The organism is Nonomuraea sp. NPDC049419, from assembly GCF_040676995.1.
GTDB lineage: Bacteria > Actinomycetota > Actinomycetes > Streptosporangiales > Streptosporangiaceae > Nonomuraea > Nonomuraea salmonea.
Map to the genome: position 1 here is coordinate 1 of NZ_JBFAQB010000004.1, position 25851 is coordinate 25851.

The window sequence follows — 25851 nt, forward strand, 5'->3', positions numbered from 1 at the left end:
GCTCGGGCCGCTTGAACAGCCGATCAGCGATCCTCGAGGTCAGCGCCGTGAGCTCGGTATCCCAGGACACGACCAGATCGTAGGTGAGGCACAAGGTCACTCGCAGACCATCACCGATACACCAGCAGTCACGCTGGCGAACGACTTAAAGATCTACCGATGTAGTACCGGCCACCAACGCATAGGCGAATAAATCGCGTTCAGTCACAGGGGTCATCCTGAACGATGCCCGCTATCAAGCGCATCAGTAAAGCTCACACTCCCAAGGTCAGTTCGACCCAACTGTCCTCGCGGAATTGTGCGAACGGCCAATGGCCGGGCGGCGGCCCCACGTGGCCCAGCGCCACAACCATTCCAGCGGCCCGTACCGGTAATGCCGCAGCCAGAACGTGGAGAACACCCACTGCGCGGCCAGAACCCCGATCGCGACCCCCACGAGCACGGGCTGGGTCCAGTCCTGCGGACGACCGTGCAGGTGCGCCACGGCCAGCACCAGGATCGAGGCGGTGAGGTAGTTCGTCAGCGCCATCCTCCCCAGCGGCGCGAAGAGCGCGTGCAGCGCCGCCCGCAGCGGCGTCCTGAGCAGGAGCAGCAGCACGCACACGTACACCCCGCCGATGAGCATGCCGGCGACCGCCATCACGACACCGCCGGCCCGGCCGACGGGACCGTTCATGTGCATGACGACCTGCACCGCCAGCACCGGGGCCGCGGCCACCGCGAGCAGCGCGCCCATGATGGCCGTTCCCTTCACGGACCGCTCGATCCGGTCGATCACGCCGAACCTCACCAGTGCGGCGCCCGCCAGCAGCAGGCCGGGGGCGAGCAGGTAGCCGTCGGTGACGGCCAGGGACGCCACGAGGACCACGGCCGCGAGGCCCGCGACCGCCCACCGCGGCAGCCAGGTCGACGGCAGCAGGAACACCAGCCCGGAGGCCGCGTAGATGGCGAGCACGTCCCCCGGCCAGACCAGGAGCATGTGCAGGACGCCGATCACGAGCAACACAACCAGTCGGCGCACCAGGAGCAGCCGCGGACTCGCCGTACGGCCCTCGGCCGACTCCAGCAGCAGCGCGAACCCCACCCCGAACAGAACGGCGAAGATGGGGAAGAACCGATGATCAACGACGTACCCCATCCAGTCGCCAGGACCGGCCGGCACGACCTTGCCGCTGATGTTGGAGATCGGCTCCACATTGGCCAGCAGGATCCCGCAGAGCGCGAATCCGCGGATCACATCGAGCGCGTCGATACGCCGTCTTCTCTCTGACATGAGCCCCAAGTCTGCGGGACCACACCCCAAGAGCGGCATCGGTCGAAAGTGCCGTCCAGGACCAGCACTTTCGACCGGGCCGGCCCCCGGATATAGGGACGTTGCGCGAAAACTGCGGCGTGAACGGCGACGTGTCCGACTCGTGGGTGTATGACTTGCTCAAGCGAGAGTGGCGACCGTCACGCGGATAAGCACGCGAACAGCAGAATGGCCGCTCTCCGAAAATCGGATAGCGGCCTTTTCACTGGTCGAACTAAGTGGGGCTACCAGGACTTGAACCTGGGACCTCTTCCTTATCAGCACGATCACTGGCCGTGTCGTACGGCTTTCGCCACGGGAAGCACTGGTGTATCCGGCTGAGTTGATCTGGCTTCGTTCGGGGTCGTTGCCGTCTTCGTTGCCGTCAAGCGTCAGACGGTGGGTCGCCCAGTCGAGTCCAGGTAGCCCAAGAATGCGCTGTGCAAGCCAAGCCTCGTATGGTCGGTGCCGTTCTCATCCACTAGGTGAACCATCCCTGTTTCAGCACTGGCACTCCCACCATTGATCGTTACGCAGTAGCCGAACATCATCGAGGTGAGCTCACGACGAATGAGCCTTTGGAGCTTGATCTCCGCATCCTCGGACTTCTCGGGGTCGGGGATGACTCCGTGTGCGCCCATCAAGATTTGGGATGTCAGCTCCTCGATCGTGCCATCGAGATTCACAGCCCAGTCTTCAAATACGGCGTTGATGATTTCCTCGGATTCCGCCACGACGTGAAGATACTACGTCCCCGCACTTCCTCCCCTGCCTGATCTTCCCGTCTGCCTCGTCCACATGCAATGCAGCGGATCAAGGCCATGGGGTCAAGGCTGGAGCTCCCCACTGGAAGAACGACCTTGGCCCCATGGCCTTGATCTGCTGGGCTCCGCCTGGACGTGGCGGGCGGGAAGATCAGGCTCACCTCAGCCACTGACAACCTGCAACGAACCGTTTTGGCGATCATCCCGGAGCCGAGTCCCCGCCGGAGGCATGGTTTTAGGAGTAGAACGCATAGCCTTCGGGCTCGGGCGTGAAGTCCTCAGGGCGAGTCTGCCGCAGTTCCTCGATGCGGGCGGCTAGGAAGTCGATCGCTTCGGGGATTGAGCAATCGAACCTGTCGCGAATGAGTTGGATGCCACGGATGTTTGCCCAGTTGAGGATGCAGTCGTCAAGCTCGGCCCAGTCACTGCCCATGGGTCGAGTCTGACAGCGTTCTGGCATGGGTGTTCACCGCAATTCGACCCGCGCGGCTCCCGCGCGAGACCGGCCCCCAGGCCGCACGCTCGCGCGGGGAGGGCCGCGCGGGTGCGGCGGCTGCGCCGCCGCCTTGATCTACACAATGGCAATTCGGCAAGCTACACGCTGAGCAGGCGTTCGCCATCGTGCTGCCGCACCGCTGGCGGGTGGTTGGGGTCCATGGCGTCTAGGACTCGGACGGCGAATGCCTCGGACGCGAGAGCACGAACTTCGTCGGCGTTGACCCAGCGGAAAGCACGGGTCTCATCGGTTTCGGTGAGCTGCCCGCCTACGCTCTTGCAGCGGAAGACCAGGGCCACGATGCCGCGCTGCATGTTCTTGTAGACACCGGTTAGGGCGATGGGTTCAACCTGGAGGCCGGTCTCTTCCCGTACCTCTCGCAGGAGGCCCGTGGTGATGTCTTCGGACAGCTCCAGCACTCCGCCCGGTGCTTCCCAATGGCCGTTGTCCCGCCGCTGGGTGAGCAGCGCGCGCCCGTGGTCATCGATGATCACACCTGCCACGCTGACAGAGTGCGCGTCATGGTGGTGCATCGGCTTACCTCCGCGATGTGCAAGACGGTAATCTCGACTGTAGTACACGTATGTACGAGCAGAGGAGTTGGCCAGTGTCCGAATCGCTCACTTTGCCGGACCTGGACCCGATCAGCGACCGGGCCATCTTCCGTCAGATCGCTGATCATCTGCGTCAGGCGATCGAACGCGGCCAACTCGGGGAAGGCGACAAGGTCCCCTCGGAAGCACAGCTCATGCAACACTACGGCGTCGCGCGGATGACGATCCGGAACGCGCTGCAAGTCTTGCAGAGCGAGGGTCTGACCGTGGCCGAGCACGGGCGCGGCGTCTTCGTCCGATCTCATCCTCCTGTCCGACGCCTCGCCTCGGATCGCTTCGCGCGTCGGCATCGCGATCAGGGTAAGGCGGCATTCATCGCCGAGACGGAAGGGGCCGGCGGCAAGCCGTCCGTTGACTCCATCGAGATCACGGAAGTGGAGCCATCGGCGTCGGTGGCCGAGCTGCTCAACCTCGGATCTAAGAATCGGGTGATCTCTCGCTCCCGCCGTTATCTGATCAACGGACAGCCGGTAGAGACGGCGGTGTCGTACATTCCTGTGGAGATCGCCAAGGGTACGCAGATCATGCAGCCGGACAGTGGGCCGGGCGGCATCTACGCGCGCATAGAGGAGAAGGGTTACCGGCTCGATCGCTTCGTGGAGGAGATCAGGTCTCGGATGCCGCTCCGCGATGAGGTCCGAGCGCTCAAGCTCGCCCCCGGTGTGCCGGTGTTCCACCTGGTGCGTACGGCCTACGCCATCGACGGCACTCCGGTGGAGGTGTGCGACACGGTGATGTCCAGCGACGCCTACGTGTTGTCGTACGAACTTCCTGCGCGATAGGGGTTTACAAACTCGTCTAGAGGAGTACAAAGGAAGTAAGCAAACTCCTCTAGTCGAGTAGACGCCTAGTGAGGCGTAGGAGGGAGGACAACATGGCGCTTCCTGGAGGGATGCGGTTCGCGGTCCGGTTCGAGGACGTGTTCCCGGCTGGTTGTGTGCTGGTGCCGGGTTCGATCGCTCAGGCGGAGGACTACGACGACAGGACCGGCAAGCGGTCGCCGGCCAAGGACAAGGTCACGCAGGGCCGCGTCTGGACGTGCCGGGTCATGGACATGGACCCGGAGCTGGGTTCCCGGTCGCGTGAGGTGGCCGTGAAGATCTTGGCGGACGTGCAGCCGGTTCCACCCACGGGCGAGATGTTCGAGCGGATCGAGTTCACCGACATGACGGTGACTCCGTACCTGAACGACAAGACCAAGCGGCTGGCCTACTCGCTGCGCGCGACCGGGATGGTCAAGCCGAACGGCTTCAAGACCGCGCCGGCTCCCAGCTCGAAGGATGGTGCGTGATGGCTGGACGCAAGGGCGGCTCCTGGCAGCGGACCGCGCTGCACGTGGACGGCAAGGGACAGGCCACCTGCACCACCTACCCGGACCGCACTCCGGTCCTGGCGCTCGGTGCCGGCAACGCGATCGTGAGTGTGTGCCTGCACGCGGACAAGGTCACCGCTGAGTCGGTCGACTTCGCGCGGGACCTGGCCAACGCGGCTCAGGTGTTCGCGGTGGAGATCGAGCGGCGTTGGCGGGGCCTGCCGTCGATCAACGCGCGGGAAGGGCAGGCATGAGCGAGTCGATCGCGTCCGTCAGTTTCCATCTGGGGTCCGACGTGCGCATGAGGTGCATGGTCTACCCGACCAGCGTTCCGATCTTGAGTCTGGACATCTGCGGCGCGTACGTGAGCATCAGCCCGATCGGTCGGGAGGGGATCACGGATGACGTGCTGGAGACCGTCCGAGACTTCACGGCGCAGGTGCAGAAGTTCCTCAACGAGTGCGAGCGCATCCACGCTCTCCAGCTCGACCAGGCCAACGAGACGGCGGCCTGAGATGCAAGGCGGGGCCACCACGAAGCGGCAACTTCCGGTGGCCCCTGTTCTCCCACTCATCCCGGTCAAGGAATCAAGGAGGTGTCCATCGTATGCTTCGCCGAACCCATGGTGAGGTCGCGGGGGACCTGGTCACGACCAATCCGGGCGCTCCGGTCATGTTCCGGCCCACGGTCGTACAGACTCCCGCGATCATCACTGTCGCTCTTCTCATCGGGCGGTTCGTCTCCGGCCTGGTCCGGCTGCTCTACCGGCACCCGATCGCCGTTCTCGCCTACCTCGCTCCGATCGCCGCGACGCTCCGCTACGGCTGGGTCTTCACGGCTTGGTGCCTCGGCGGCGTCGTGCTGGCGCTGGTCGTCTGGGCCTTCGCGCACCGTCCGTCGTTCTGCCTGATCGTCGGGTGGCGGCTGCTGGCCTACTGGCGGCTGATCGCCAACTACCGGCGTCACTGGTCGTTCGCCATGTCCGGCGCGGGCCTGTCCCGCATGGACAAGGCACTAGAGTACCGGCCTCGCCTGGTCAAGGTCGTGTGCGGGCCGGTGGCCGACGTGGTCACGGTCAAGATGCTCAAGGGCCAGTCTCCGGAGCAGTGGCGGGACCGATCCGACAACCTGGCGCACGCCTTCGGCTCCGCTTCGTGCCGGGTCTCGATCGTCCGGGCCGGCGTGCTGCGGCTGACCTTCCCGCGCCGTGACCTGCTCGCCTCCCCGATCCCGGCACTGCCGATCCCCGCCTCCGTGGATCTGGCGGCGGTCCCGATCGGGCTGTGTGAGGACGGCAAGCCCTGGACGCTCAAGGTTCACGGCACTCACGTCCTGGTCGCCGGCGCGACCGGTGCCGGCAAGGGCTCGATCATCTGGTCCACCGTGCGGGGCCTGCTGCCCGCCATCCGGGCCGGCCTGGTCGAGGTCATCGCCCTGGACCCCAAGCTGATGGAACTGTCCTACGGGCGCGAGCTGTTCAGCCGCTACGCCTCCTCACCGGAGGACTGCGCCGACGCGCTGGAAGAGGCGGTCACGCTCATGCAGGACCGGGCGGGCCTGTTCGCCGGACACGTCCGCTCACACACGGTCTCGCTGGAGTACCCGTTCGTCCTGGTCATCGTGGATGAGGTCGCCTTCCTGACCGCCTACCAGGCGGACAAGGACCTCAAGCGGCGCATCTCCGCCGCCCTGGCCACCCTCACCACGCAGGGCCGCGCGGTCGGCATCGGCGTCCTGGCCGCACTCCAGGACCCGCGCAAGGAGGTCATGAACATCCGCAACCTGTTCCCCGACAAGCTGGCCATGCGGCTGGACGAGTCGGAGCAGGTGGACATGGTCCTGGGCGATGGCGCACGGGAGCGCGGGGCGCTGGCCGACTGCATCTCTCCCGTCCCCGCGGTCGGTGCCGGCGTCGCCTACGTCCGGCTGGAGGCATCCCCGAACCCGACCCGGGCGCGAGCCGCGTACGTCTCCGACGACGACATCCGCGACATGGTCGCCTGGCTCACCGCACCCGATGACGACACCCTCACCCTGCCCCAGACGCAGAACTCGACCGGAGAGGCGGCCTAATCATGACCGGACCCGAAACCCTTCATGGCCACCGCTGCCCGACCTGCCGGACCAAGGGCCGGTGCACGCTCGACCAGGCGACGCAGCAGGTCACCTGCGGCGAGTGCTCGCAGTCCTCCTTGGTCCTGATCGTCGCCGAGCCCGAGCCGGCCAAGCCTGCTCGCCGTAGCCGTGCGGCGCGGACTTACCGGAGCAAGACCAAGTGAACGGCAACGATCGCTCGACTCCCCGCGCGGTGCGACTGGCTCAGCCGCTCGCGCGGGAAGTCGTTGACCAACTCGCCATCTCCTTCGGCGTGTGCATCCGACCGATCCCGATGTACCGGCTCGACTCCCTGACCGGGCAGAAGCAGCGCTTCGACATCCCGTGCGGGGCCACCCTGGAGAGCAAGTGCCCGCCGTGCGCCAAGCGCAACGTGCAGCTCCGCAAGGCGCAGTGCCGGGAAGGCTGGCACCTCGACCAAGAGCCGGACATCACCCCTGATCCGCCGACCGACGAACAGCGCTACCTGATCGAGCTGCGGGCCGACCTGCAAGCCATGCGCGACCAGGCCGACCAGGAGGGCGAAGACCTCACCCCCTGGGATGAGGCCATCGCGGAAGTCGAGGCCGACATACGCGCCTCGGGGCTGCGGGGCAACGTGCTCGGACGCTCCTCCACGGGCCGTAAGCGCTCGACCAGGCGGCGGCAGGACGCTCCGGACCTGCCCAAGCGTAAGAAGGTTTCCGGCACGCTCGGGCGCTTCTACGAGTCGCCGGACGGCAAGCGCTTCCGCCCCTCGATGTTCATCACGCTCACGCTCCCGTCGTATGGCCGCATCCTGGACGGTGCGCCGGTCGATCCGGACTCCTACGACTATCAGCGGGCCGCGCGCGATGCGATCCACTTCCCCAAGCTGGTTGATCGCTTCGTCCAGAATCTACGGCGCGTGGCCGGCTGGGACGTGCAGTACTTCGCCACCGTCGAACCACAGAAGCGGCTGGCCCCACACCTGCATCTCGCCATGCGAGGAACGCTCTCCCGGACGGAGATCAAGCAGGTAGCCGCCGCCACCTACCACCAGGTGTGGTGGCCTTCGACGGACCGCGTCGTGTTCGACGGCGACGCCCTTCCCGTCTGGGAAGACGAGTGCGGCTACCTTGATCCTCGCACGGGTGAGGTTCTCCCGACCTGGGACGAAGCGCTTGACGCCATCGGCGACGACGACCAGCCCATGCATGTGCTCAGCTTCGGCGATCAGGTGGACGCCAAGGGCGTGCTCGGCGGCACCGACCGGGCCGATCATCTGATCCGCCACTACCTGACCAAGTACCTGACCAAGTCGATCGCCGAGACCTGCGAGCCGGACAACCAACGCCAGAAAGATCACGCCGACCGGATGGCGGCGGCACTGCGCTACGAACCGTGCTCGCCCACCTGCCCGAACTGGCTGCGCTACGGCGTCCAGCCGAAGAACGCCCGACCGGGTCAAGCTCCGGGCCGGTGCCGGGGCAAGGCACACAAGCCCGAACACCTCGGCTACGCCGGCCGGCGCGTCCTGGTCTCCCGCAAGTGGTCCAACAAGACCCTCACCGATCACCGCGCCGACCGCCGCACCTGGGCACTGGAAGCCCTCGGGCTTTCGGCAACGGAGAACACCGACCGCGATCGCTTCACCTGGCGGCCTGTCCCACCCGGTGACCCTGACCTTCCGCCCCTCGGCGCACGACTCCTGGCTGCCATCGCTGAGCGTCAACGCTGGCGCGAGCGGATGGAACAGAGACAGCACGATCTCTCGGCAGTCAGGGAGGAGGTGGCGGCGTGAACGTAGCTCCCCTGGAACAACGGCTCCTGAAGGTACCCGAAGTGATGGCGGTTCTCGGGCTGAGTCGATGGCAGATCTACAACCTGATCAGGGCCGGCGAATTGGAGTCGGTCAAGGTCGGCCGTAGTCGGCGCGTGCCCTTGGTGGCCGTTGATGCGTTCGTGTCTCAGCTCAGAGAGGAGGCGGCATGAGGCCCAAGAAGGGCAGGCGAGCGAACGGCGAAGGCACCATCTACCAGCGGAAAGACGGTCGGTGGGAAGGCGCTGCCTTCGTCCTGGCTTCGGACGGCACGTACAAGCGGGTCCGCAAGTACGGCAAGACTCGGGAGGAGGTGCACGGCAAGCTCGTAGAGGTCCTCGATCGGTCGCGGCGTGGCCTTCCCGTGGCTGATCGCCCATGGAAGCTGGGGGAGTACCTGGACTACTGGCTCGAACACGTTGCGCCTCTCCGGCTGCGGGCTACGACGTACGCCAAGTACGAGACGATGGTCCGGCTCTACCTCAAGCCGGGTCTCGGCAAGCAACGCCTCGACCGGTTGCGCGTCGCCACGATCCAGACTTTCCTCAATCGGCAGATCAACGCCGGTCACTCGGTCGGGACGGTCTACGCCATGAAGGTCACGCTCAGCGCTGCCCTGACTCGGGCCATGCGAGAAGAACTGATCTCCAGCAACCCCGCACGCCTGACCACGCTGCCTTCGCCCACTCCATCCACAGTTCGGCCCTGGGCTGTGGACGAAGCTCGGCAATTCCTCAGGGCGGCCAAGCCGCTGCCGTACTACCTGCCACTGGCCATGCTCCTGGTCTACGGACTCCGGCGCGGTGAAGTGCTCGGGATCGGCTGGGAAGACGTGGACCTCGACGCGAACACGCTCCGCGTCGCCTGGCAGATTCAGCGGATCAAGGGCAAGCTTGTCCGGGTGCCGGTGAAGACCGCCGCCGGCAAGCGAACGCTCCCGCTGATCCCGTTCGTGCGAAATGCAATCATCGAACAAGCAGGCTTGCAGGCGAACGCCAAGCGCAAGGCGGGCAAGGAATGGCGGGACTCCGGCCTGGTCTTCACGTCACGCACGGGCGGTCCCATCGAGCCGACGAACCTCGGTCGCGCCTTTGAAAGAGTGATCAAGGACAACGGGCTACGTCGGATCAGGCTTCACGATCTCCGGCACACCACGGGCACAATGCTCAAGGACCTGAAGGTCTCTCCCCGAGACGCCAAGGAGATCTTGGGGCACGCGCGCATCTCGGTCACGATGGAGATCTACACGCACGGCGATCAGGACGCACACAGGGAAGCCATTGAAAAGATCTCGGGGAAGCTCTTCGGGGACTGAGCGCGAGTGCCGTTGCCGTCACCGCTGCCGTCAAAGGCCCGTCCGAAAGATCGGAACGGGCCTTCTAGCTGGGTGGGGCTACCAGGACTTGAACCTGGGACCTCTTCCTTATCAGGGAAGCGCTCTAACCGTCTGAGCTATAGCCCCGCTCGCACCCCGAACGTTATCGCATCCGCCGCAGAGAGGCGAACCGGTTGTTCGGGACGAGGTAAAGCTTACCGTGTCCGGCGGGCTGCTCGCGCCGTACGTGGGAGCACGACGCGAGCAAAGAACCCTACTCGGCCTCGCTGAACGTCACCTCGACGCCGCCCACCAGATCGGAGGCGATGTTGTAGATGACCGCACCCAGGGTGGCCAGCGCCGTGATCAGGACGACGTTGACCGCCCCGATCAAAGCCGTGTAGCCGAGGATGCGTACGGGCTCGAACCAGGAGGCGATGTCGATCGGGATGGAGCTCTGGCCCTGCTCGCCCTTGCCGAGCTGGTTGACCAGGTCGACGATCGAGTCGAACACGCCCAGGGCCGACAGCACGCCGTACAGCACGGCGACCGCCACGAACAGCACCACGAAGCAGACCAGGGAGACCACGAAGCTGAACTTCATGGCCGACCACGGCTCGACGCGGCGCAGGACCAGGTGGGCCTTGCGGGGGAGCCGACCTCCCGACGAGTTGGACGACGACTTCTTCTTGGGCAGCTCGACGGCCGGTGGGGCCTCCGTGGCCAGCGACGGGCGCAGGCGCACGGTGTCGTTGTTCTCCGTCTGCCCGCCCTGAGGGCCGGCAGACGCGGGCGGGCTCATCGGGCCCGCCTGGTGTGACTGTTGCGGCTGGGAGGGCTTGTTGTCCTCCTGGCCCGGCCTGGGCCTGCCCTGTGCGGGCGAGGTGTCCTTGCCGTCGTCCACCGCGTTGAAGATCTCGGTTTCTGTGGGCTTCTTCGGCTGCTGTCCGTTACCCGAAGCCGCCGTGGTCCTGGCGGTGCCACCCTGGGCGCTCATGGGTTACTCTCCTCCCCCGTCTTCCTCACTCTCCACCGAAGTCTCCAATGACTCCGCGTTCCGGGCGAGGGCCACCACGCTGTCGCCTTCAGCGAGATTCATCAATCGAACTCCCATGGTCTGGCGGCCGGACTGCTTGATCTCACCGGCACTCGTCCGGATCACGCCGCCTGCGGACGTGATCGCGAAGACCTCGTCCTCTGGGTTGACCATGACGGCTCCGACCAGCTTGCCACGAGAAGTCACAATCTTCGCAGTAAGCACGCCTCTACCGCCACGTCCTTGGACCGGATACTGCTCAACTGGCGTCCGTTTCGCGTACCCGCCCTCGGTGGCGATAAGCACGTCTTGACCGTCGGCGATCCGATTCATGGCGAGAAGTTCGTCACCTTCGAGGAACCTCATGCCGATGACGCCGCTGGTCGCGCGGCCCATGGGCCGCAGCGCGTCGTCGGATGCGGTGAACCGGATGGACTGCGCGCCCTTGGAGACGAGCAGCAGGTCGTCGTCCTCGGAGACCAGCCGGGCGCCGATGACCTCGTCGTCCTCGCGCAGGTTGATCGCGATCAGACCGCCCGACCTGGGGGAGTCGTACTCGGCCAGGCGGGTCTTCTTGACCAGGCCGCTGCGGGTGGCGAGGACGAGATAGGGCGCGACATTGTAGTCGCGCAGGTCGAGGACCTCCATGACGGTCTCGTCCGGCTGCATGGCGAGCAGGTTCGCCAGGTGCATGCCGCGCGCGTCGCGGCCGGCGTCGGGCAGCTCGTACGCCTTCACCCGGTAGACCCGGCCCTTGTTCGTGAAGAACAGCAGCCAGTGATGGGTGGTGGTGACGAAGAAGTGGTCGACGATGTCGTCCTGGCGCAGCTGGGCACCGCGCACGCCCTTGCCGCCGCGCTTCTGCGCCCGGTAGAGGTCGGTACGGGTGCGCTTGGCGTAGCCGCCCCTGGTGATCGTGACGACGATCTCCTCTTCGGCGATGAGGTCCTCGATGGACATGTCACCGTCGTAGGCGATGATCTCCGTCTGCCGGTCGTCGCCGTAGCGGCCGACGAGCTCGGCCAGCTCCTCGTTGATGATCTCGCGCTGCCGGCTCTCGCTGGCCAGGATCGAGTTGTACTCGGCGATCTGCGTCATCAGGGAGTCGTACTCGTCCTGGATGGCCTGCCGCTCCAGGGCGGCCAGCTTGCGCAGCTGCATGTCGAGGATGGCCTGCGCCTGCACCTCGTCGATGTCCAGCAGCCCCATGAGGCCCTGCTGGGCGGCGGAGGCGGACTCGGAGGCCCGGATGAGGGCGATGACGTCGTCGAGCCGGCTGAGCGCCTTGAGCAGGCCGCGCAGGATGTGGGCCCGCTCCTCGGCCTTGCGCAGGAGGTAGCGCGTCCGGCGGACGATGACCTCGATCTGGTGGGCGACGTAGTGCCGGATGAACTGGTCGAGGCGCAGCGTGCGCGGCACGCCGTCGACCAGCGCCAGCATGTTGGCGCCGAAGGTGTCCTGGAGCTGGGTGTGCTTGTACAGGTTGTTGAGCACGACCTTGGCGACCGCGTCGCGCTTGAGCACGATGACCAGCCGCTGGCCGACCCGCGATGAGCTCTCGTCGCGTACGTCGGCGATGCCGGTCAGCTTGCCCTCGCGCACCAGCTCGGCGATCTTCAGCGCCAGGTTGTCGGGGTTGACCTGGTACGGCAGCTCGGTGACGACCAGCGCCTGCCGCCCCTTGTCCTCCTCGACCTCGACCACGGCCCGCATGGTGATCGAGCCGCGGCCGGTGCGGTAGGCGTCTTCGATGCCCCGGCGGCCCACGATGAGCGCCTTGGTGGGGAAGTCGGGGCCCTTGACGAGCCTGATCGACGCCTCGAGCAGCTCTTCGTCGGTGGCCTCAGGGTTCTCCAGCGCCCACTTGACCGCCGAGGCGACCTCGCGCAGGTTGTGGGGCGGGATGTTGGTCGCCATGCCGACCGCGATGCCGCCCGAGCCGTTGACCAGCAGCTGCGGGAAGCGGGCCGGCAGGACGTCGGGCTCCTGCGACTTGCCGTCGTAGTTGGGGCGGAAGTCGACGGTCTCCTTGTCGATGTCCCGCAGCATCTCCATGGCGATGGGCGCGAGCTTGCACTCGGTGTAGCGCATCGCCGCCGCCGGGTCGTTGCCCGGCGAGCCGAAGTTGCCCTGCCCGTCGACCAGCGGGTAGCGCAGCGACCACGGCTGCGCCAGACGCACCAGGGCGTCGTAGATCGAGGTGTCGCCGTGCGGGTGGTAGGTGCCCATCACGTCGCCGACGACGCGGGCGCACTTGAAGTAGCCGCGGTCGGGACGGTAGCCACCGTCGTACATCGCGTAGAGCACCCGGCGGTGCACCGGCTTGAGACCGTCGCGCACGTCCGGCAGCGCCCTGGACACGATGACCGACATCGCGTAGTCCATGTAGCTGCGCTGCATCTCGGACTGGATGTCCACCGGCTCGATGCGGTCAGCCGGGGGAGTGGTGTTCACGTCCGTCACAGGTAAAGGTCCTTTTGGCTAAACATCGAGGAAGCGGACGTCGCGCGCGTTGCGGATGATGAAGTCGCGCCGCGCTTCGACGTCCTCGCCCATCAGCACGCTGAACAGGTCGTCGGCCTGGGCCGCGTCGTCGAGGGTGACGAGCCGCAGCAGCCGGGTCTCCGGGTTCATCGTGGTCTCCCAGAGCTGGCCGGCGTTCATCTCGCCGAGACCCTTGAAGCGCTGGACGTTGTCACGCGGCCGCGGGTCGGGCTTGCCGTTGGCGATGCCCTCGGCGATGACCGCGTCGCGCTCCGGGTCGGAGTAGGCGTAGGAGGCGTCCTCGCCCTTGCGGTCCCACTTGATCTTGTAGAGCGGCGGGCACGACAGGTAGACGTGGCCGGCCTCGATCAGCGGCCGCATGAACCGGAACAGCAGCGTCAGCAGCAGCGTGTTGATGTGCTGGCCGTCGACGTCGGCGTCGGCCATGAGGATGACCTTGTGGTAGCGCAGCTTGCTGATGTCGAACTCGTCGTGCACTCCGGTGCCCAGAGCCGTGATCAGCGCCTGGACCTCGTTGTTCTTCAGGACCTTGTCGATCCGCGCCTTCTCGACGTTGAGGATCTTGCCGCGGATGGGCAGGATCGCCTGGTAGCGCGAGTCGCGGCCGCCCTTGGCCGAGCCGCCCGCCGAGTCGCCCTCGACGATGAACAGCTCGCACTTCTCCGGGTCGTTCCACTGGCAGTCGGCCAGCTTGCCCGGCAGCCCGCTGCCCGACTCCAGCAGCGACTTGCGCCTGGTCAGGTCGCGTGCCTGGCGGGCGGCGATGCGGGCGCGCGAGGCCTGCAGGGACTTGTTGATGATGTCCTTGGCCTCGCCCGGGTTGCGCTCGAACCAGTCGCGCAGGTGGTCGTTGCAGGCCTTCTGGACGAACGACTTCGCCTCGGTGTTGCCGAGCTTGGTCTTGGTCTGGCCCTCGAACTGCGGGTCGGACAGCTTGACCGAGATGATCGCGGTCAGCCCCTCGCGGACGTCCTCGCCGGAGAGGTTGTCGTCCTTGCCCTCCTTGAGGAACTTCTGCTCGCGCGCGTAGCGGTTGACGATGGACGTCAGCGCCGCGCGGAAGCCCTCTTCGTGGGTGCCGCCCTCGGCGGTGTTGATGACGTTGGCGAAGCTGTAGACCGACTCCGAGTAGGAGTTGTTCCACTGCATCGCGATCTCGACCGCGAGGCCGTCGCTCTCCTCCTCGAAGGAGATGATCGACGCGTGCGCCGGCTCCTTCTTGGTGTTGAGGTGCTTGACGAAGTCGGCTAGGCCGCCCTCGTAGTGGTATTCGACCGTCTTCGGCTCGCCGTTGACGTGGTCGGGCCGCTCGTCGGTGAAGGTGATCCGCAGGCCCTTGTTGAGGAAGGCCATCTCCTGGAAGCGCCGCGAGAGCGTCTCGTAGTTCCAGGTGGTGGTCTCGAAGACGTCGGGGTCGGGCCAGAACGTGATCGTGGTGCCGGTCTCGTCGGTCTCCTCGCCCTTGGCCAGGGGGGCCGTGGGCTTGGACATCTCGTAGCGCTGGCGCCAGTAGTGGCCGTTCTGCTTGACCTCCACCTCCATGGCGGTGGACAGCGCGTTGACGACGGCCGAGCCGACGCCGTGGAGGCCGCCGGAGACCGCGTACGACTGGCTGTCGAACTTGCCGCCCGCGTGCAGCGTGGTCAGCACGAGCTCGACCGCGGAGATCTTCTCCACCGGGTGGATGCCCGTGGGGATGCCGCGCCCGTCGTCGACCACGCGGACGCCGTTGTCGGCGAGCAGCGTGATGTCGATCCTGGTGGCGTAACCTGCCAGGGCCTCGTCCACCGCGTTGTCCACGATCTCTTGGACGAGGTGGTGGAGGCCGCGCTCACCGGTGGAGCCGATATACATACCCGGGCGCTTGCGGACCGCCTCAAGCCCCTCGAGTACGGTGATTGAGCTAGCGTCGTAGGACAACTGCGAAATCCTCCTGCCGCGGACACGCGGCGGGGGAGGCCATCACCTCGTGAAGCTGCCCCTGCCGTGCCCGTCACCGTCGTGAGTGCCCCGATGCGCGGTCACCCAGGGGAGTCGGCTTGCTGCCGGGGTGACACGCAAGCGGACGTGTCCGGAATCCTTTTTCATTCTACCGCTTCCGGAGGGCCAAGGTGGCAATGAACGCGCCTGTGATGCCCGCTAGCTCGTTTTGCCCCCAGGCAAGCATCCCCCCTCCGGAAAGGGGGCTTATCGCGTCTGGGGCTTTCTGGCCGCTCCCGGCGACGTACGGCGAAGGGGAGAACGCGCGCCCGACGGCGGGCTCAGCCATAGGTGTCGCCCGGCCCCCTGCTTCCGGTCACCCGCAATCCACCTGATGGACGCGGCGCGTTCTGCGGGCCTCTGACCTTGACCTTCGTGACCGTGCCGTCGCCCAGCTCCTCGTTGAGCCTGCGTACGAGCGTGCGCGCGAGCAGCCGCACCTGCGTCGCCCAGGCCGTGGAGTCGGCCACGATGAGCACCTCGCCGTCGTCGAACGACTCCGGCTTGGTGTGGGCGGCCAGGTCAGGGCCCACGATCTCGGGCCAGCGGCCGAACACCGCCCCGACCGCGGCGGGGCGCTCCCAGCCTCGGTCGGCGAGCAGGTCGGCGATCGCGCGTCCGAAAAGCTGCGGATCGCCGGCCTCCCTGCGCGGGCCCTTCGCCTTGCGCCTGGGCTCGCGCCGGGGGAGCTGGCCGCGCTTGGCCGCGTCGGCCTTGGCCTGGGCGAGCTTCTCGCGGGCCATCGCCACGCCCCTGGCCGTGGCGTTCTCGCCGCGACTCTCGTCAGCGGACACGGGTGACACTCCCCTCTGCGACGTCGTATCTGCCGCCGGACAGCTCGGACGGCACGTCGTCCGGCACCGCCGCGGTGATGAGCACCTGCTCGGCCGGCGCCACGATCTCCGCCAGTCGGCGCCTGCGCTGGCTGTCGAGCTCGGCGAACACGTCGTCGAGGATCAGCACCGGGTCGCCGCCGTCGGCCCGCAGCAGGTCGTACGCCGCGAGCCTGAGCGCCAGCGCGAACGACCACGACTCGCCGTGGCTGGCGTAACCGCGCGCGGGCAGGTCGCCGAGCCCGAGTATCAGATCGTCGCGGTGGGGACCGACGAGCGTGACCCCGCGTTCGAGCTCGGACTGGCGGACTTCCACTAGCCGCTCGCGCAGACGTTCTTCAAGGGTTTTCCCCAAGTCTGTGGATAACGTCTGTGTATCGAAAGATCCCCGCTCAGCGGGGGCTTCCGGGTCACCGGGAGCCCCTTCTTCGTCCCCACCTGTGGACAACGTGCTGCGGTAGGCGAGCGTCGCGGGAGCGCTCGACGGCGCCAGCGTCGCGTACGCGCCGGCGACCAGCGGCCGCAGCGCCTCGATCAGCTCCAGCCGCGCCCGCAACAGCTCCGCCCCGTGCCGCGCCAGATGGGCGTCCCAGACCTCCAGAGTGCTCAGGACGTCGCCGGCGCCCGCCGCCGCGAACCCGGCGTCACTTTCCTGCCGCCGGGCGCTCCTGGAGCCTCTGCGGGCCTGAGCGGCGGTGCGCAGCAGCGCGCCGCGCTGTTTCAGCACCCGGTCGTAGTCGGCGCGCACTCCCGCGAACCTGGGGGCCCTGGCCACCAGCAGGTCGTCGAGAAAGCGGCGGCGCTCGGACGGGTCGCCCTTGGACAGCGCGAGGTCCTCAGGCGCGAACAGCACCGTGCGCAGCAGACCCACGACGTCGCGGGCCCTGGAGACGGGCGAGCGGTTGAGCCGCGCGCGATTGGCCCGCCCGGGGTTGATCTCCAGCTCGACCAGCGCCCGCCGATCGTCACGCTGGATCGCGCAGCGCACGATCGCCCGCGTGGCGCCCTTGCGAACGAGCGGCGCGTCGCTCGCCACCCGGTGGCTGGAGTGCGTCGCGACGTAGCCGAGCGCCTCGACCAGGTTGGTCTTGCCTTGGCCGTTGGGCCCGACGAACGCCGTGACGCCCGGCTCCAGGCCGAGCTCCACGGACGCGTAGGACCGGAAGTCGGTCAGCGAGAGGTGGGCGACATGCACCCCACGAAGGTTAGTGCGCCTCGCCCGCCACCGGGGTCACCGGCATGCAGCCTGTGGAAAACCGTTAGCGATCGCTCTCGCGCGGCGGCGTGACGTCGGCGCCGGGGGAGTCGGCCCCCTTGCCGGTGCTGCCCTCGGCCGAGGTGATCGCGTGGCCGCCGAACTGGTTGCGCAGCGCCGCCACGACCTTCATCGCGGGCGAGTCGTCCTGGCGCGAGGCGAACCTGGCGTAGAGCGCGGCGGTGATGACCGGCAGCGGGACGGCGTGGTCGACGGCCGCCTGCACCGTCCACCGGCCCTCGCCGGAGTCCTGTGCATAACCGCGCAGCTGCTCGAGGTGCTCGTCGTCGTCGAGCGCGCGCACCAGCAGGTCGAGCAGCCAGGAACGGATGACCGTGCCGGTGCGCCAGCTGGCGAAGGAGCCCTTGACGTCCTTGACGACGTCGGATGCCTCCAGCAGCTCCCAGCCCTCCGCGAAGGCCTGCATCATGCCGTATTCGATGCCGTTGTGGACCATCTTCGCGAAGTGGCCCGCGCCGACGTCACCGGCGTGCACGAAGCCGTCCTCGCCCTCGGGCTTGAGCGCTTCGAAGATCGGCATGAGCCGGTCGACGTGGGCCTTGTCGCCGCCGCACATCAGCGCGTAGCCGTTCTTCAGGCCCCACACGCCGCCGCTGACGCCGCAGTCGACGAAGCCGATGCCCTTGGCCGACAGCTCGCGCGCGTGCTTCTGGTCGTCGACGTAGTGGCTGTTGCCGCCGTCGACGACGATGTCACCCACGTCGAGCAGCTCACCGAGGTCGTCGACGGTGGTCTGGGTGGGCTTGCCCGCGGGCACCATGACCCACACGGCGCGCGGCGCCTCCAGGCGCTCGACCAGCTCCTTGAGGCTGGCCACGTCGCTGATCGCCGGGTCGCGGTCGTAGCCGATCACGTCATGACCGCCGCGGCGCAGCCGCTCGGCCATGTTGCCGCCCATCTTGCCCAGTCCGACCATGCCGATCTGCATGTTGTCTACCCCCTTGTCAGGCTTCCATCATCCCTGACGGCCGATTCAGCCTGACAGCCGGATAGGCATGATCAAGTAACGGTAGTCCGTGACGGCGCCGTCCTCCACAGGCTTGCCACCGGTGAGGATAGCGGGCTTCGTGGACGTGGTCATCTGCAGCCGCGCCACGTCGGAGTCGATGGCGCCCAGGCCCTCCAGCAGGAACTGGTGGTTGAAGGCGATGTTCATCTCCTCGCCCTCGTACTCGACCGGCAGCGCCTCGACGGCCTGCGCCTCGTCGCCGCTGCCCGCCTCCAGCACGACCTCGCCGCTCTTGAACGCCAGCCGCACCGGCGTGTTGCGCTCGGCGACCAGGGCCACGCGCTTGACGGCCTCGACGAACGGGCCTGTGGACAAGTCCGCGCGAGCGGAGAACTCGGTCGGCAGCAGCGAGCGGTACTTGGGGAACTCGGGGTCGAGCAGGCGCGTCGTCGTACGGCGGCCGGCGCTGGAGAACCCGATCATGCCCTCGCCCGTGCCTCCGGCGGAGCTGAGCGCGATCTCCACCTCGGCGCCGGTCGCGCCGAGCGCCTTGGCGGTGTCGGCCAGCGTCTTGCCGGGGATCATCGCGATCGCCGAGAAGTCGGGCTGGCCGGGCTGCCACTTCAGCTCGCGTACGGCGAGGCGGTAGCGGTCGGTCGCGGCGAGGGTCACCGTGTCGCCCTCGATCTCCATGCGCACGCCCGTGAGCATCGGCAGCGTGTCGTCGCGGCCGGCGGCGACGGCGACCTGGCCGACGGCCGAGGCGAACACGTCGCTGCCCACCCGACCGGCGGCCGGCGGCATGGCGGGGAGCGACGGGTAGTCCTCCACAGGCATGGTCAGCAGGGTGAAGCGGGCGCTGCCGCACGTGACGACGGCCTTGGCGCCGTCCACCACGAAGTCCACAGGCTGTGCGGGAAGCGCGCGGGTGATCTCGGCGAGCAGCTTGCCCGAGACCAGGACGACGCCCGGCTCACCGGTGTGCAGTTCGAGCGTGACCTCCGCCGAGACCTCGTAGTCGAAGCCGGACAGCTTGAGCCGCTGTTCCTCCGTGACCTCCAGGCGCATGCCGGCGAGCACGGGCACCGACGGACGCGCCGGGAGACTGCGCGCCGTCCATGCCACCGCCTCAGCGAGGACGTCTCGCTCGATTCGGAACATCACGGTGATCAGCCTCCTGGGTTCGTCGTTGATTCAAGGATCTCAAGGATCCACCCTCCCGGCCTCGCGCTCCGGGAGAACCCCTCTATGGGTCTTTGAGTTTCTAGTTAGAGAGAGAAGAGGTCATCACACTAGGGGCTGTGGAAACTGGGGACAACCGGCGTCCTTGCTGGTCAGCGCCCTTGTTTTTATCCACCGAGGGTGTGGGTGACGCCTGGGGAGAACTCGCTCGCCTGGGGATGACGAAACTTCGCCCACAGTCCGTCCCCAGATCATGGTCCCGTCATCCACGGAAGATCGGGGGTTATCCACGAGGTTTCCACAGGTTATCCACGGGGTAAAAGGGGCCCTTCTGGAGCCCCAGATCGACTGTTCACAGTCTGTCCACACGTTGTCCACTGGTAGTCCCCAAGTTCTCCCCAGGATGTCCCCAGCACTGTCCCCAGCCGTTGTGGATGGATTTTTCCCAGCATTGTGGGGCGAACGACCGCCCCGATTTTGCGTTTCCGCTGGTCCACAGTGTTTTCCACAGGCTGTGTACGACTTCACGATCCGCGCTGTGTCTGCTTGATCCGCATTGTCAGCTCGTTGACCTGGTTGTACATCGACCTGCGCTCGGCGATCAGCGACCGGATCTTGCGCTCGGCGTGCATCACCGTCGTGTGGTCCCGGCCGCCGAACTGCTGGCCGATCTTCGGCAGCGACAGCTCGGTCAGCTCGCGGGCGAGGTACATGGCGATCTGCCGGGCGTTGACGAGCGCGCGGCTGCGCGACGTGCCGCACAGGTCGTCGATGCTGATGCCGAAGTACTGGGCGGTCTGGTTCATGATCGCCGCGATCGTGATCTCGGTGTCGGACTCCGAGGTGATGAGGTCCTTCAGCACGACCTCGGCCAGCTGCAGGTCCACACCCTGGCGGTTGAGGCTGGCGAACGCGGTGACCCTGATCAGCGCGCCCTCCAGCTCACGGATGTTGGTGGAGATGCGGCTGGCGATGTACTCGAGCACCTCGGGCGGCGCGGCCAGGCCCTCCTGGATGGCCTTCTTCCTGAGGATGGCGATGCGCGTCTCCAGCTCGGGCGGCTGGACGTCGGTGATCAGGCCCCACTCGAACCGGTTGCGCAGCCGGTCCTCCAGCGTGATGAGCTGCTTGGGCGCCCGGTCGCTGGAGATGACGATCTGCTTGTTGGCGTTGTGCAGGGTGTTGAAGGTGTGGAAGAACTCCTCCTGCGTCTGTTCCTTGCCCTCCAGGAACTGGATGTCGTCCACGAGCAGGATGTCGATCGCGCGGTAGCGGCCGCGGAACCCGTCGGCCTTGTGGTCGCGGATGCTGTTGATGAAGTCGTTGGTGAACTCCTCGGAGCTCACGTATCTGACGCGGGCGCCGTCGTACAGGCTCTGGGCGTAATGGCCGATCGCGTGCAGCAGGTGTGTCTTGCCCAGCCCGGAATCCCCATAGATGAACAGCGGGTTGTACGCCTTCGCGGGGGACTCGGCGACCGCCACGGCGGCGGCGTGCGCGAAACGGTTGCTGGCGCCGATGACGAATGTCTCGAATGTGTACTTCTGGTTGAGTCGGGCAGGCTCGCTGGGTTTGCTGCTCTTCGCCTCCCACCGATTCTGGGCCGGCTCCGGCGACTTCTCCACAGGCGGTGTGTACGACGGCGCCTGTTCGAAATCGAAGCCCTGCTGTGGATAGTCGGTGGATATCTGCTGCTGCTCTGGCTGTGGAGAATAGAACTGCGGAGGCTCGGAAGGCTGGTTGTGCTGCGGCTGCGCGGGTTGTGCATAACGCAGCTGACTCTCCACACCCTGGGGATAACTCTGAGTCACAGGCTGTTGATGAGAGTCGCCGGAGGGCTGTTCCGGCGCCGTGGTGTCGATCATCACGGCCAGCCGCATGGTCCTGCCGAGCTCCTGCGACAGCGCGTGGGCCACCAGCGGGCGCAGCTTGCCCTCGATGAGGTCCTTGAGGAAGTCGTTGGGGACGCCGAGCACGATCGTGTCGTTGGCCAGCGCGATCGGGCGCACCATGGACAGCCACGTACGCTGCTGGATGGGCACGTTCTCGTTGAGGAAGTTGCCCAAGGCCCTCGCCCATACCGTGCCGAGGTCGACACCGTTCACGATGCGGTTCCCCCTCCTCTCATTCGCGGCCCCCCGCGATCGGATATCCACATGCCGCGGCCGCTCACGATGATCGGTGACCCCTTCGTCCACACGCGGCTGCGGGCGTCCCGCTTACGCCCTCCACAGGAGATCCACAGGCTATCCACAGGGCTTGAGCGGCCCGGAAGGGCTGACAGTAGCTTTGTGCACAGCTGTGTTCAAGACGTTGTCCACAGCCTAGTGGCACCGGAGTGCACATACTGTGGACGTGGGGCCGGTGTGGAAAAGTGGCCTGTGGATCAGTGGATAACGCGTCCGGTTTGACCTGTGGGTGCGTTGCCCCGTAACGTACGACGGTCGGCTTGTCACGCGACGGCTATTTCGCGTGCCCTCGCTTCCTTGGCAGGCCATCCATGTGTGTTAGGCGCCCCTGCGGCGCACCATCAAGCCTGGAGCCCACCCGTGAGCAAGCGTACTTTCCAGCCGAACAACCGTCGCCGCGCGAAGACCCACGGCTTCCGGCTGCGGATGCGCACCCGGGCCGGTCGCGCCATCCTCGCCGCTCGCCGCCGTAAGGGCCGCGAGAAGCTGTCGGCCTGACCGTCCCGCGCGATGACAGCCCGCCGGCGGATCACGCCGGCGGGCGTTAGACGTATACGGTGCTGTCCCGTCAATCCCGCATGCGACGCGGGGAGGAGTTCGAGGCGGCGGTCAGGCGCGGCAAGCGCGCCGGTCGCCCCACTCTGGTGGTGCATTTCACCACTTCTGGGGAAGAGCCACCCCTGGTGGGTTTCGTGGTGAGTAAGGCCGTCGGTGGCGCGGTGACCCGGAACAAGGTCAAACGACGGCTCCGACACCTGATGCGGGACCGACTCCACCGGCTGCCGCGAGGTAGCCTGCTTGTGGTACGCGCCAATCCACCGGCCGCGTCCGCGCGATTCGAGCAACTGGCCGCCGAACTCGACCTCGCGCTGGAACGTTGTCTCAGGCGGCGCGAGTCCTCGACGGGTGGACGGAAATGACGGAGCAACCGCAAGGAGTGGCGGCGCCGAGCCTCGCTGCTCGGGCGCTGATCCTCCCCATCCGGTTCTATCGGGCGTTCATCAGCCCGCTGCTCGGTCCACGCTGCCGGTTCTACCCCTCGTGCAGCGCATACGGACTCGAAGCGATTGCCGTACATGGAGCACTGCGCGGCATATGGCTGACTGTCCGGCGCATCGGGCGGTGCCATCCATTTCATCCCGGAGGTATAGACCCGGTGCCCCCACGCCCGGTCCCGTCCCACGAAACGCAAGGGAGATAGCTCGGTGGAGCTGTCCTGGCTCAATTGGCTGTATACAGCCGTCGCCCAAGTCATCACCTGGATCCATACCGCGTACAGCACGGTTCTCGATCCCAACAGCGGTCTGACCTGGGCGCTGACCATCATCACGCTGACCATCTTCATGAGGATCCTGATCTTCCCGCTGTTCCTCAAGCAGATGCGATCGTCGCGAAAGATGCAGGAGCTGGCGCCGAAAGTCCAGGAGCTCCGCAAGCGCTACAAGAACGACAAGCAGCGCATGAACCAGGAGGTCATGGCGCTCTACCAGGGGGCGGGGGCCAACCCCCTGGGCGGCTGTCTGCCGATCGTGGCGCAGTTCCCCATCTTCATCTCCATGTTCACCGTGCTCCGCGCGATCGCGGCCGACGAGGCCAAGTTCGGCATGACGCAGGAGCTGGTCGACAGCGCCAAGCAGGCCCTCATCATCGGCGCGCCGCTGCCGGCGACGTTCTTCGAGGCGCCCGCCATCAGCGAGAAGGTCGTCATCGGCTTCTTCGTCGCGGTCAGCTCGCTGACCACGTTCCTCACCGTCCGGCAGAGCGTCACCCGCTCCATGGCCCAGATGCCGGACAACCCCATGGCGCAGCAGCAGAAGATCCTGATGTACATCTCGCCGCTGTTCGCCTTCTTCAGCCTGAACTTCCCGCTCGGACTGATCCTCTACTGGGTCACCACCAACGTGTGGACCCTCGGTCAGCAGCACTGGTTCTACAGCCGGCACCCCATGCCGGAGTACGACGCCAAGGGCAACCCCGTCCCGGTGCAGCCCAAGCCCGGTCTGTTCGCGAAACTCCGCAAGACCACTCCGGAAGAACAGGCCCCTCCGCCCCCTCCGGAGCCTAAGATCATCAGGCAGCAGCCCAGCAGGCAACCCCGCAGCAAGCGCACCGGCAGCAAGAAGTCTTGAACACGAAGGAGAGGCCGGCCATGACCGAGGCCGAGCAGGAGAAGGCTCCTGATCTCACTGCGCTGGAGCAGGAGGGCGAGATCGCTGCCGACTACGTCGAGGGCCTTCTCGACATCGCCGACATCGACGGCGACATCGACATGGACGTCGAGGGCGACCGCGCGCTCGTCTCCGTCGTCGGGCTCAAGAGCACCGAGCTGGTGGGGTCCGGGGGAGAGGTGCTCGAGGCGCTCCAGGAGCTGACCCGCCTCGCCGTGCACCGGCAGACGGGCGAACGCTCGCGGCTGATGCTCGACGTCGCCGGCTACCGCGAGCGGCGGCGGGCCGAGCTGACCAAGCTCGGCACCGAAGTCGCCGGCCAGGTCAAGGACCGGGGCGAGCCGAAGTCGCTGCAGCCGATGACGCCGTTCGAGCGCAAGATCGTGCACGACGCGGTGGCGGCCGTGGGGCTGCGCAGCGAGTCGGAGGGCGAGGAGCCCAACCGCTACGTGGTGGTCCTCCCCGCCTGAGGCTCTCGCGGCCGGGCGACATGTCCCGTCTCACCGGCCGTACCGGCTATGTCGGATTGGCCGTCCAGGTCTTCTCCGGCCGGCCGACGTCCCAGCCGGCCGGTCCTTCCGCACCGACCCTTTCGGAAGCCGTCGAGCCGGCCGTCCAGTCTCTTCCGACCTGGACGGTGGGACCTCTCCGACGCGCCGACATCCATCCGGCCGGTCCTTCGGGACCGGCCTTTGCGCTCCGGCGTTTGTGCTCCGGCCGGTCCTTTCGGGCCGGCCTTTGTGCCCGACTGCTCCACAAGCGGTCGGAGCGGTCGGCCGTTGGGACCTTTTCCGAGGGGCCGATCGAGTGTCGTTCGCAGCGGGCGTCCGGGAGCTGCTCAACCGATCGCCCGCCCGAACCATCCCGGACAGGCGGGAACGATGGTTCCGCTTCCGCGCACTCGCGGGACGGAACCCGTCCGAACGTCCCTCCGGCCGCCGCGAGACGATATGCCCCTTGAACCCGCCGGGCCATTTACCCGGCGTCCTGCGCGAGGCCGGCGGCCGGTGCACATCCACCCCCTTCCTCCTGTACGGCCTGTACGGTCTGTACGGCGACCAGTCACCCACATCGATCGACCCCGTACACCGACATGTCACGCTTTACGTGCCCACGCAACGCTGCGCTGACGGCGTGCTCACAGGCCACCTTCACCAAGGCCCGCTAGGCTTCCCTTGTGATCTCACCCCGTAGCCTTGGGTGGAGACCGGACCCTGTCGCCGCAGCCTGATTCGCGCCCGGCGACCGTCACCCCGATCACGCGGGCCACGAGCCCCAGAAAGGCCACCAACCAGTGAGCGATGAGCTTCCGGAGCCGCCGGAGATAGCGCGGGACGTCTTCGCGGGGGAGGCCTGGCATCGCGCCAACACGTTCGCCGACCTGCTGGCGGGTCCCGGTGTCGTCCGCGGGCTGCTGGGCCCGCGGGAGGTGCCCAGGATCTGGGATCGCCACCTGCTCAACTGCGCTGTCGTGGCCGAGGCCGTGCCGCCGGACGTGCGGCTGGTCGACATCGGCTCCGGCGCCGGCCTGCCCGGGCTGGTGCTCGCCATCGTCCGGCAGGACATCACGGTGACGCTGCTGGAGCCGTTGCTGCGCCGTACCGTGTTCCTTGAGGAGTGCGTGCAGGCGCTCAAGCTCGACAACGTCGAGGTGCTGCGCGGCCGGGCGGAGGAGCTGGCGGGCAAGCGCGAGTTCGACGTGGCCAGCGCCCGCGCGGTGGCGCCGCTCGACCGGCTGCTGACGTGGGCCATGCCGCTGTTGCGCGAGGGCGGCGAGCTCATCGCCATGAAGGGGGAGCGGGCGGCCGGCGAGCTGGCCGAGGCGCAGGAGCAATTGCGCGCCAGCGGGGCCCGAACGGCCGAGCTTGTCACCGTCGGGCGCGGTAAGGTCGAGCCGCCTGCAACATTGGTTCGGGTGGTAGCGGGTCGCGCGCCGGAGCAAGCCAGGCGGCGACGAAGGAGGTGACGGTTGTGCCAGTCGCGTCAAGTGGCCTTGGCTGGCCGGACAGCCGTTCGTCCGAGAGTCCAACCGGGGTTGGCTGGCCC

General features: G+C 67.0%; 27 protein-coding genes and 1 tRNA gene. 15 read left to right on the forward strand and 13 right to left on the reverse strand.

The window, feature by feature from the left end:
• Positions 1-268: 268 nt before the first annotated feature.
• The 4 genes from AB0K12_RS14010 to AB0K12_RS14025 all read right to left on the reverse strand — a co-directional run bounded on the left by AB0K12_RS14010 (position 269) and on the right by AB0K12_RS14025 (position 3084).
• Positions 269-1273 (reverse strand): DUF418 domain-containing protein, encoded by a 1005-nt coding sequence (locus AB0K12_RS14010; protein WP_364559863.1) that lies wholly within the window; start codon positions 1271-1273, stop codon positions 269-271.
• A 410-nt stretch (positions 1274-1683) separates the two neighbouring features.
• Positions 1684-2025, reverse strand: coding sequence for a hypothetical protein (locus AB0K12_RS14015; RefSeq protein WP_364559866.1), 342 nt, complete (start codon positions 2023-2025; stop codon positions 1684-1686).
• Positions 2026-2290: 265 nt separating this feature from the next.
• Complete coding sequence (locus AB0K12_RS14020) at positions 2291-2488, reverse strand: hypothetical protein (protein ID WP_364559869.1); 198 nt, start codon at positions 2486-2488, stop codon at positions 2291-2293.
• Between the two features lie 161 nt (positions 2489-2649).
• Positions 2650-3084: an NUDIX domain-containing protein gene (locus AB0K12_RS14025; protein ID WP_364559871.1), complete on the reverse strand. Its 435-nt coding sequence runs from the start codon at positions 3082-3084 to the stop codon at positions 2650-2652.
• A gap of 74 nt (positions 3085-3158) precedes the next feature.
• Here AB0K12_RS14025 and AB0K12_RS14030 point away from each other — a divergent pair, with 74 nt between their 5' ends.
• From AB0K12_RS14030 to AB0K12_RS14070, 9 genes are all read left to right on the forward strand, one after another.
• Positions 3159-3947 (forward strand): GntR family transcriptional regulator, encoded by a 789-nt coding sequence (locus AB0K12_RS14030; RefSeq protein WP_364559874.1) that lies wholly within the window; start codon positions 3159-3161, stop codon positions 3945-3947.
• 92 nt (positions 3948-4039) lie between these two features.
• A complete protein-coding gene (locus AB0K12_RS14035; protein ID WP_364559877.1) occupies positions 4040-4456 on the forward strand; it encodes a plasmid replication, integration and excision activator in 417 nt (138 codons plus the stop codon).
• Positions 4456-4731: a hypothetical protein gene (locus tag AB0K12_RS14040; RefSeq protein ID WP_364559880.1), complete on the forward strand. Its 276-nt coding sequence runs from the start codon at positions 4456-4458 to the stop codon at positions 4729-4731. The genes AB0K12_RS14035 and AB0K12_RS14040 overlap by 1 nt, the downstream gene beginning before the upstream one ends.
• An 83-nt stretch (positions 4732-4814) precedes the next feature.
• Positions 4815-4991: a hypothetical protein gene (locus AB0K12_RS14045; protein ID WP_364559883.1), complete on the forward strand. Its 177-nt coding sequence runs from the start codon at positions 4815-4817 to the stop codon at positions 4989-4991.
• A gap of 92 nt (positions 4992-5083) precedes the next feature.
• Positions 5084-6550, forward strand: a complete 1467-nt coding sequence (locus tag AB0K12_RS14050; protein WP_364559885.1) for an FtsK/SpoIIIE domain-containing protein — start codon at positions 5084-5086, stop codon at positions 6548-6550.
• 2 nt (positions 6551-6552) lie between these two features.
• Positions 6553-6756 (forward strand): hypothetical protein, encoded by a 204-nt coding sequence (locus AB0K12_RS14055; protein WP_364559888.1) that lies wholly within the window; start codon positions 6553-6555, stop codon positions 6754-6756.
• Positions 6753-8354, forward strand: coding sequence for a replication initiator (locus tag AB0K12_RS14060; protein WP_364559891.1), 1602 nt, complete (start codon positions 6753-6755; stop codon positions 8352-8354). Before AB0K12_RS14055 ends, AB0K12_RS14060 begins: the two co-directional genes overlap by 4 nt.
• Positions 8351-8545, forward strand: a complete 195-nt coding sequence (locus AB0K12_RS14065; RefSeq protein WP_364559894.1) for a helix-turn-helix domain-containing protein — start codon at positions 8351-8353, stop codon at positions 8543-8545. Before AB0K12_RS14060 ends, AB0K12_RS14065 begins: the two co-directional genes overlap by 4 nt.
• Positions 8542-9687: a tyrosine-type recombinase/integrase gene (locus AB0K12_RS14070; RefSeq protein ID WP_364559897.1), complete on the forward strand. Its 1146-nt coding sequence runs from the start codon at positions 8542-8544 to the stop codon at positions 9685-9687. Before AB0K12_RS14065 ends, AB0K12_RS14070 begins: the two co-directional genes overlap by 4 nt.
• 73 nt (positions 9688-9760) lie before the next feature.
• On the opposite strand, the gene AB0K12_RS14075 is transcribed toward AB0K12_RS14070, so the two are convergent.
• The 9 genes from AB0K12_RS14075 to dnaA all read right to left on the reverse strand — a co-directional run bounded on the left by AB0K12_RS14075 (position 9761) and on the right by dnaA (position 21556).
• Positions 9761-9834 (reverse strand) — tRNA-Ile (locus AB0K12_RS14075).
• Positions 9835-9961: 127 nt separating this feature from the next.
• Positions 9962-10684: a DUF3566 domain-containing protein gene (locus tag AB0K12_RS14080; protein WP_345393166.1), complete on the reverse strand. Its 723-nt coding sequence runs from the start codon at positions 10682-10684 to the stop codon at positions 9962-9964.
• 3 nt (positions 10685-10687) lie between these two features.
• Complete coding sequence (gene gyrA, locus AB0K12_RS14085) at positions 10688-13186, reverse strand: DNA gyrase subunit A (protein WP_364559900.1); 2499 nt, start codon at positions 13184-13186, stop codon at positions 10688-10690.
• Positions 13187-13204: 18 nt separating this feature from the next.
• Positions 13205-15148 (reverse strand): DNA topoisomerase (ATP-hydrolyzing) subunit B, encoded by a 1944-nt coding sequence (gene gyrB / locus AB0K12_RS14090; protein WP_364559903.1) that lies wholly within the window; start codon positions 15146-15148, stop codon positions 13205-13207.
• A 341-nt stretch (positions 15149-15489) separates the two neighbouring features.
• A complete protein-coding gene (locus AB0K12_RS14095) occupies positions 15490-16002 on the reverse strand; it encodes a DciA family protein (protein ID WP_355417640.1) in 513 nt (170 codons plus the stop codon).
• The gene (gene recF, locus AB0K12_RS14100) at positions 15992-17236 is read right to left on the reverse strand and encodes a DNA replication/repair protein RecF (protein ID WP_364559907.1); all 1245 of its coding nucleotides are present in this window, start codon (positions 17234-17236) and stop codon (positions 15992-15994) included. The genes AB0K12_RS14095 and recF overlap by 11 nt, the downstream gene beginning before the upstream one ends.
• Before the next feature lie 64 nt (positions 17237-17300).
• Positions 17301-18245, reverse strand: a complete 945-nt coding sequence (gene gnd / locus AB0K12_RS14105; RefSeq protein ID WP_364559910.1) for a phosphogluconate dehydrogenase (NAD(+)-dependent, decarboxylating) — start codon at positions 18243-18245, stop codon at positions 17301-17303.
• 45 nt (positions 18246-18290) lie between these two features.
• Entirely contained in the window at positions 18291-19430 is a 1140-nt protein-coding gene (gene dnaN / locus AB0K12_RS14110) for a DNA polymerase III subunit beta (protein ID WP_355417631.1), read from the reverse strand.
• Between the two features lie 542 nt (positions 19431-19972).
• Positions 19973-21556, reverse strand: a complete 1584-nt coding sequence (dnaA, locus tag AB0K12_RS14115; RefSeq protein WP_364561405.1) for a chromosomal replication initiator protein DnaA — start codon at positions 21554-21556, stop codon at positions 19973-19975.
• A 441-nt stretch (positions 21557-21997) separates the two neighbouring features.
• Here dnaA and rpmH point away from each other — a divergent pair, with 441 nt between their 5' ends.
• From rpmH to rsmG, 6 genes are all read left to right on the forward strand, one after another.
• Positions 21998-22135 (forward strand): 50S ribosomal protein L34, encoded by a 138-nt coding sequence (rpmH, locus tag AB0K12_RS14120; protein WP_043614899.1) that lies wholly within the window; start codon positions 21998-22000, stop codon positions 22133-22135.
• A 59-nt stretch (positions 22136-22194) separates the two neighbouring features.
• Positions 22195-22557, forward strand: a complete 363-nt coding sequence (rnpA, locus tag AB0K12_RS14125) for a ribonuclease P protein component (protein WP_345393154.1) — start codon at positions 22195-22197, stop codon at positions 22555-22557.
• A complete protein-coding gene (gene yidD / locus AB0K12_RS14130) occupies positions 22554-22838 on the forward strand; it encodes a membrane protein insertion efficiency factor YidD (protein WP_355417625.1) in 285 nt (94 codons plus the stop codon). The genes rnpA and yidD overlap by 4 nt, the downstream gene beginning before the upstream one ends.
• 4 nt (positions 22839-22842) lie before the next feature.
• Positions 22843-23766, forward strand: a complete 924-nt coding sequence (yidC, locus tag AB0K12_RS14135) for a membrane protein insertase YidC (RefSeq protein ID WP_364559916.1) — start codon at positions 22843-22845, stop codon at positions 23764-23766.
• A gap of 20 nt (positions 23767-23786) precedes the next feature.
• The gene (locus tag AB0K12_RS14140; protein ID WP_364559919.1) at positions 23787-24275 is read left to right on the forward strand and encodes a R3H domain-containing nucleic acid-binding protein; all 489 of its coding nucleotides are present in this window, start codon (positions 23787-23789) and stop codon (positions 24273-24275) included.
• 824 nt (positions 24276-25099) lie between these two features.
• Positions 25100-25771 carry a 16S rRNA (guanine(527)-N(7))-methyltransferase RsmG gene (gene rsmG / locus AB0K12_RS14145; RefSeq protein ID WP_364559921.1) on the forward strand — a complete coding sequence of 224 codons (672 nt, stop codon included), beginning with the start codon at positions 25100-25102 and terminating at the stop codon, positions 25769-25771.
• Positions 25772-25851 lie beyond the last annotated feature (80 nt).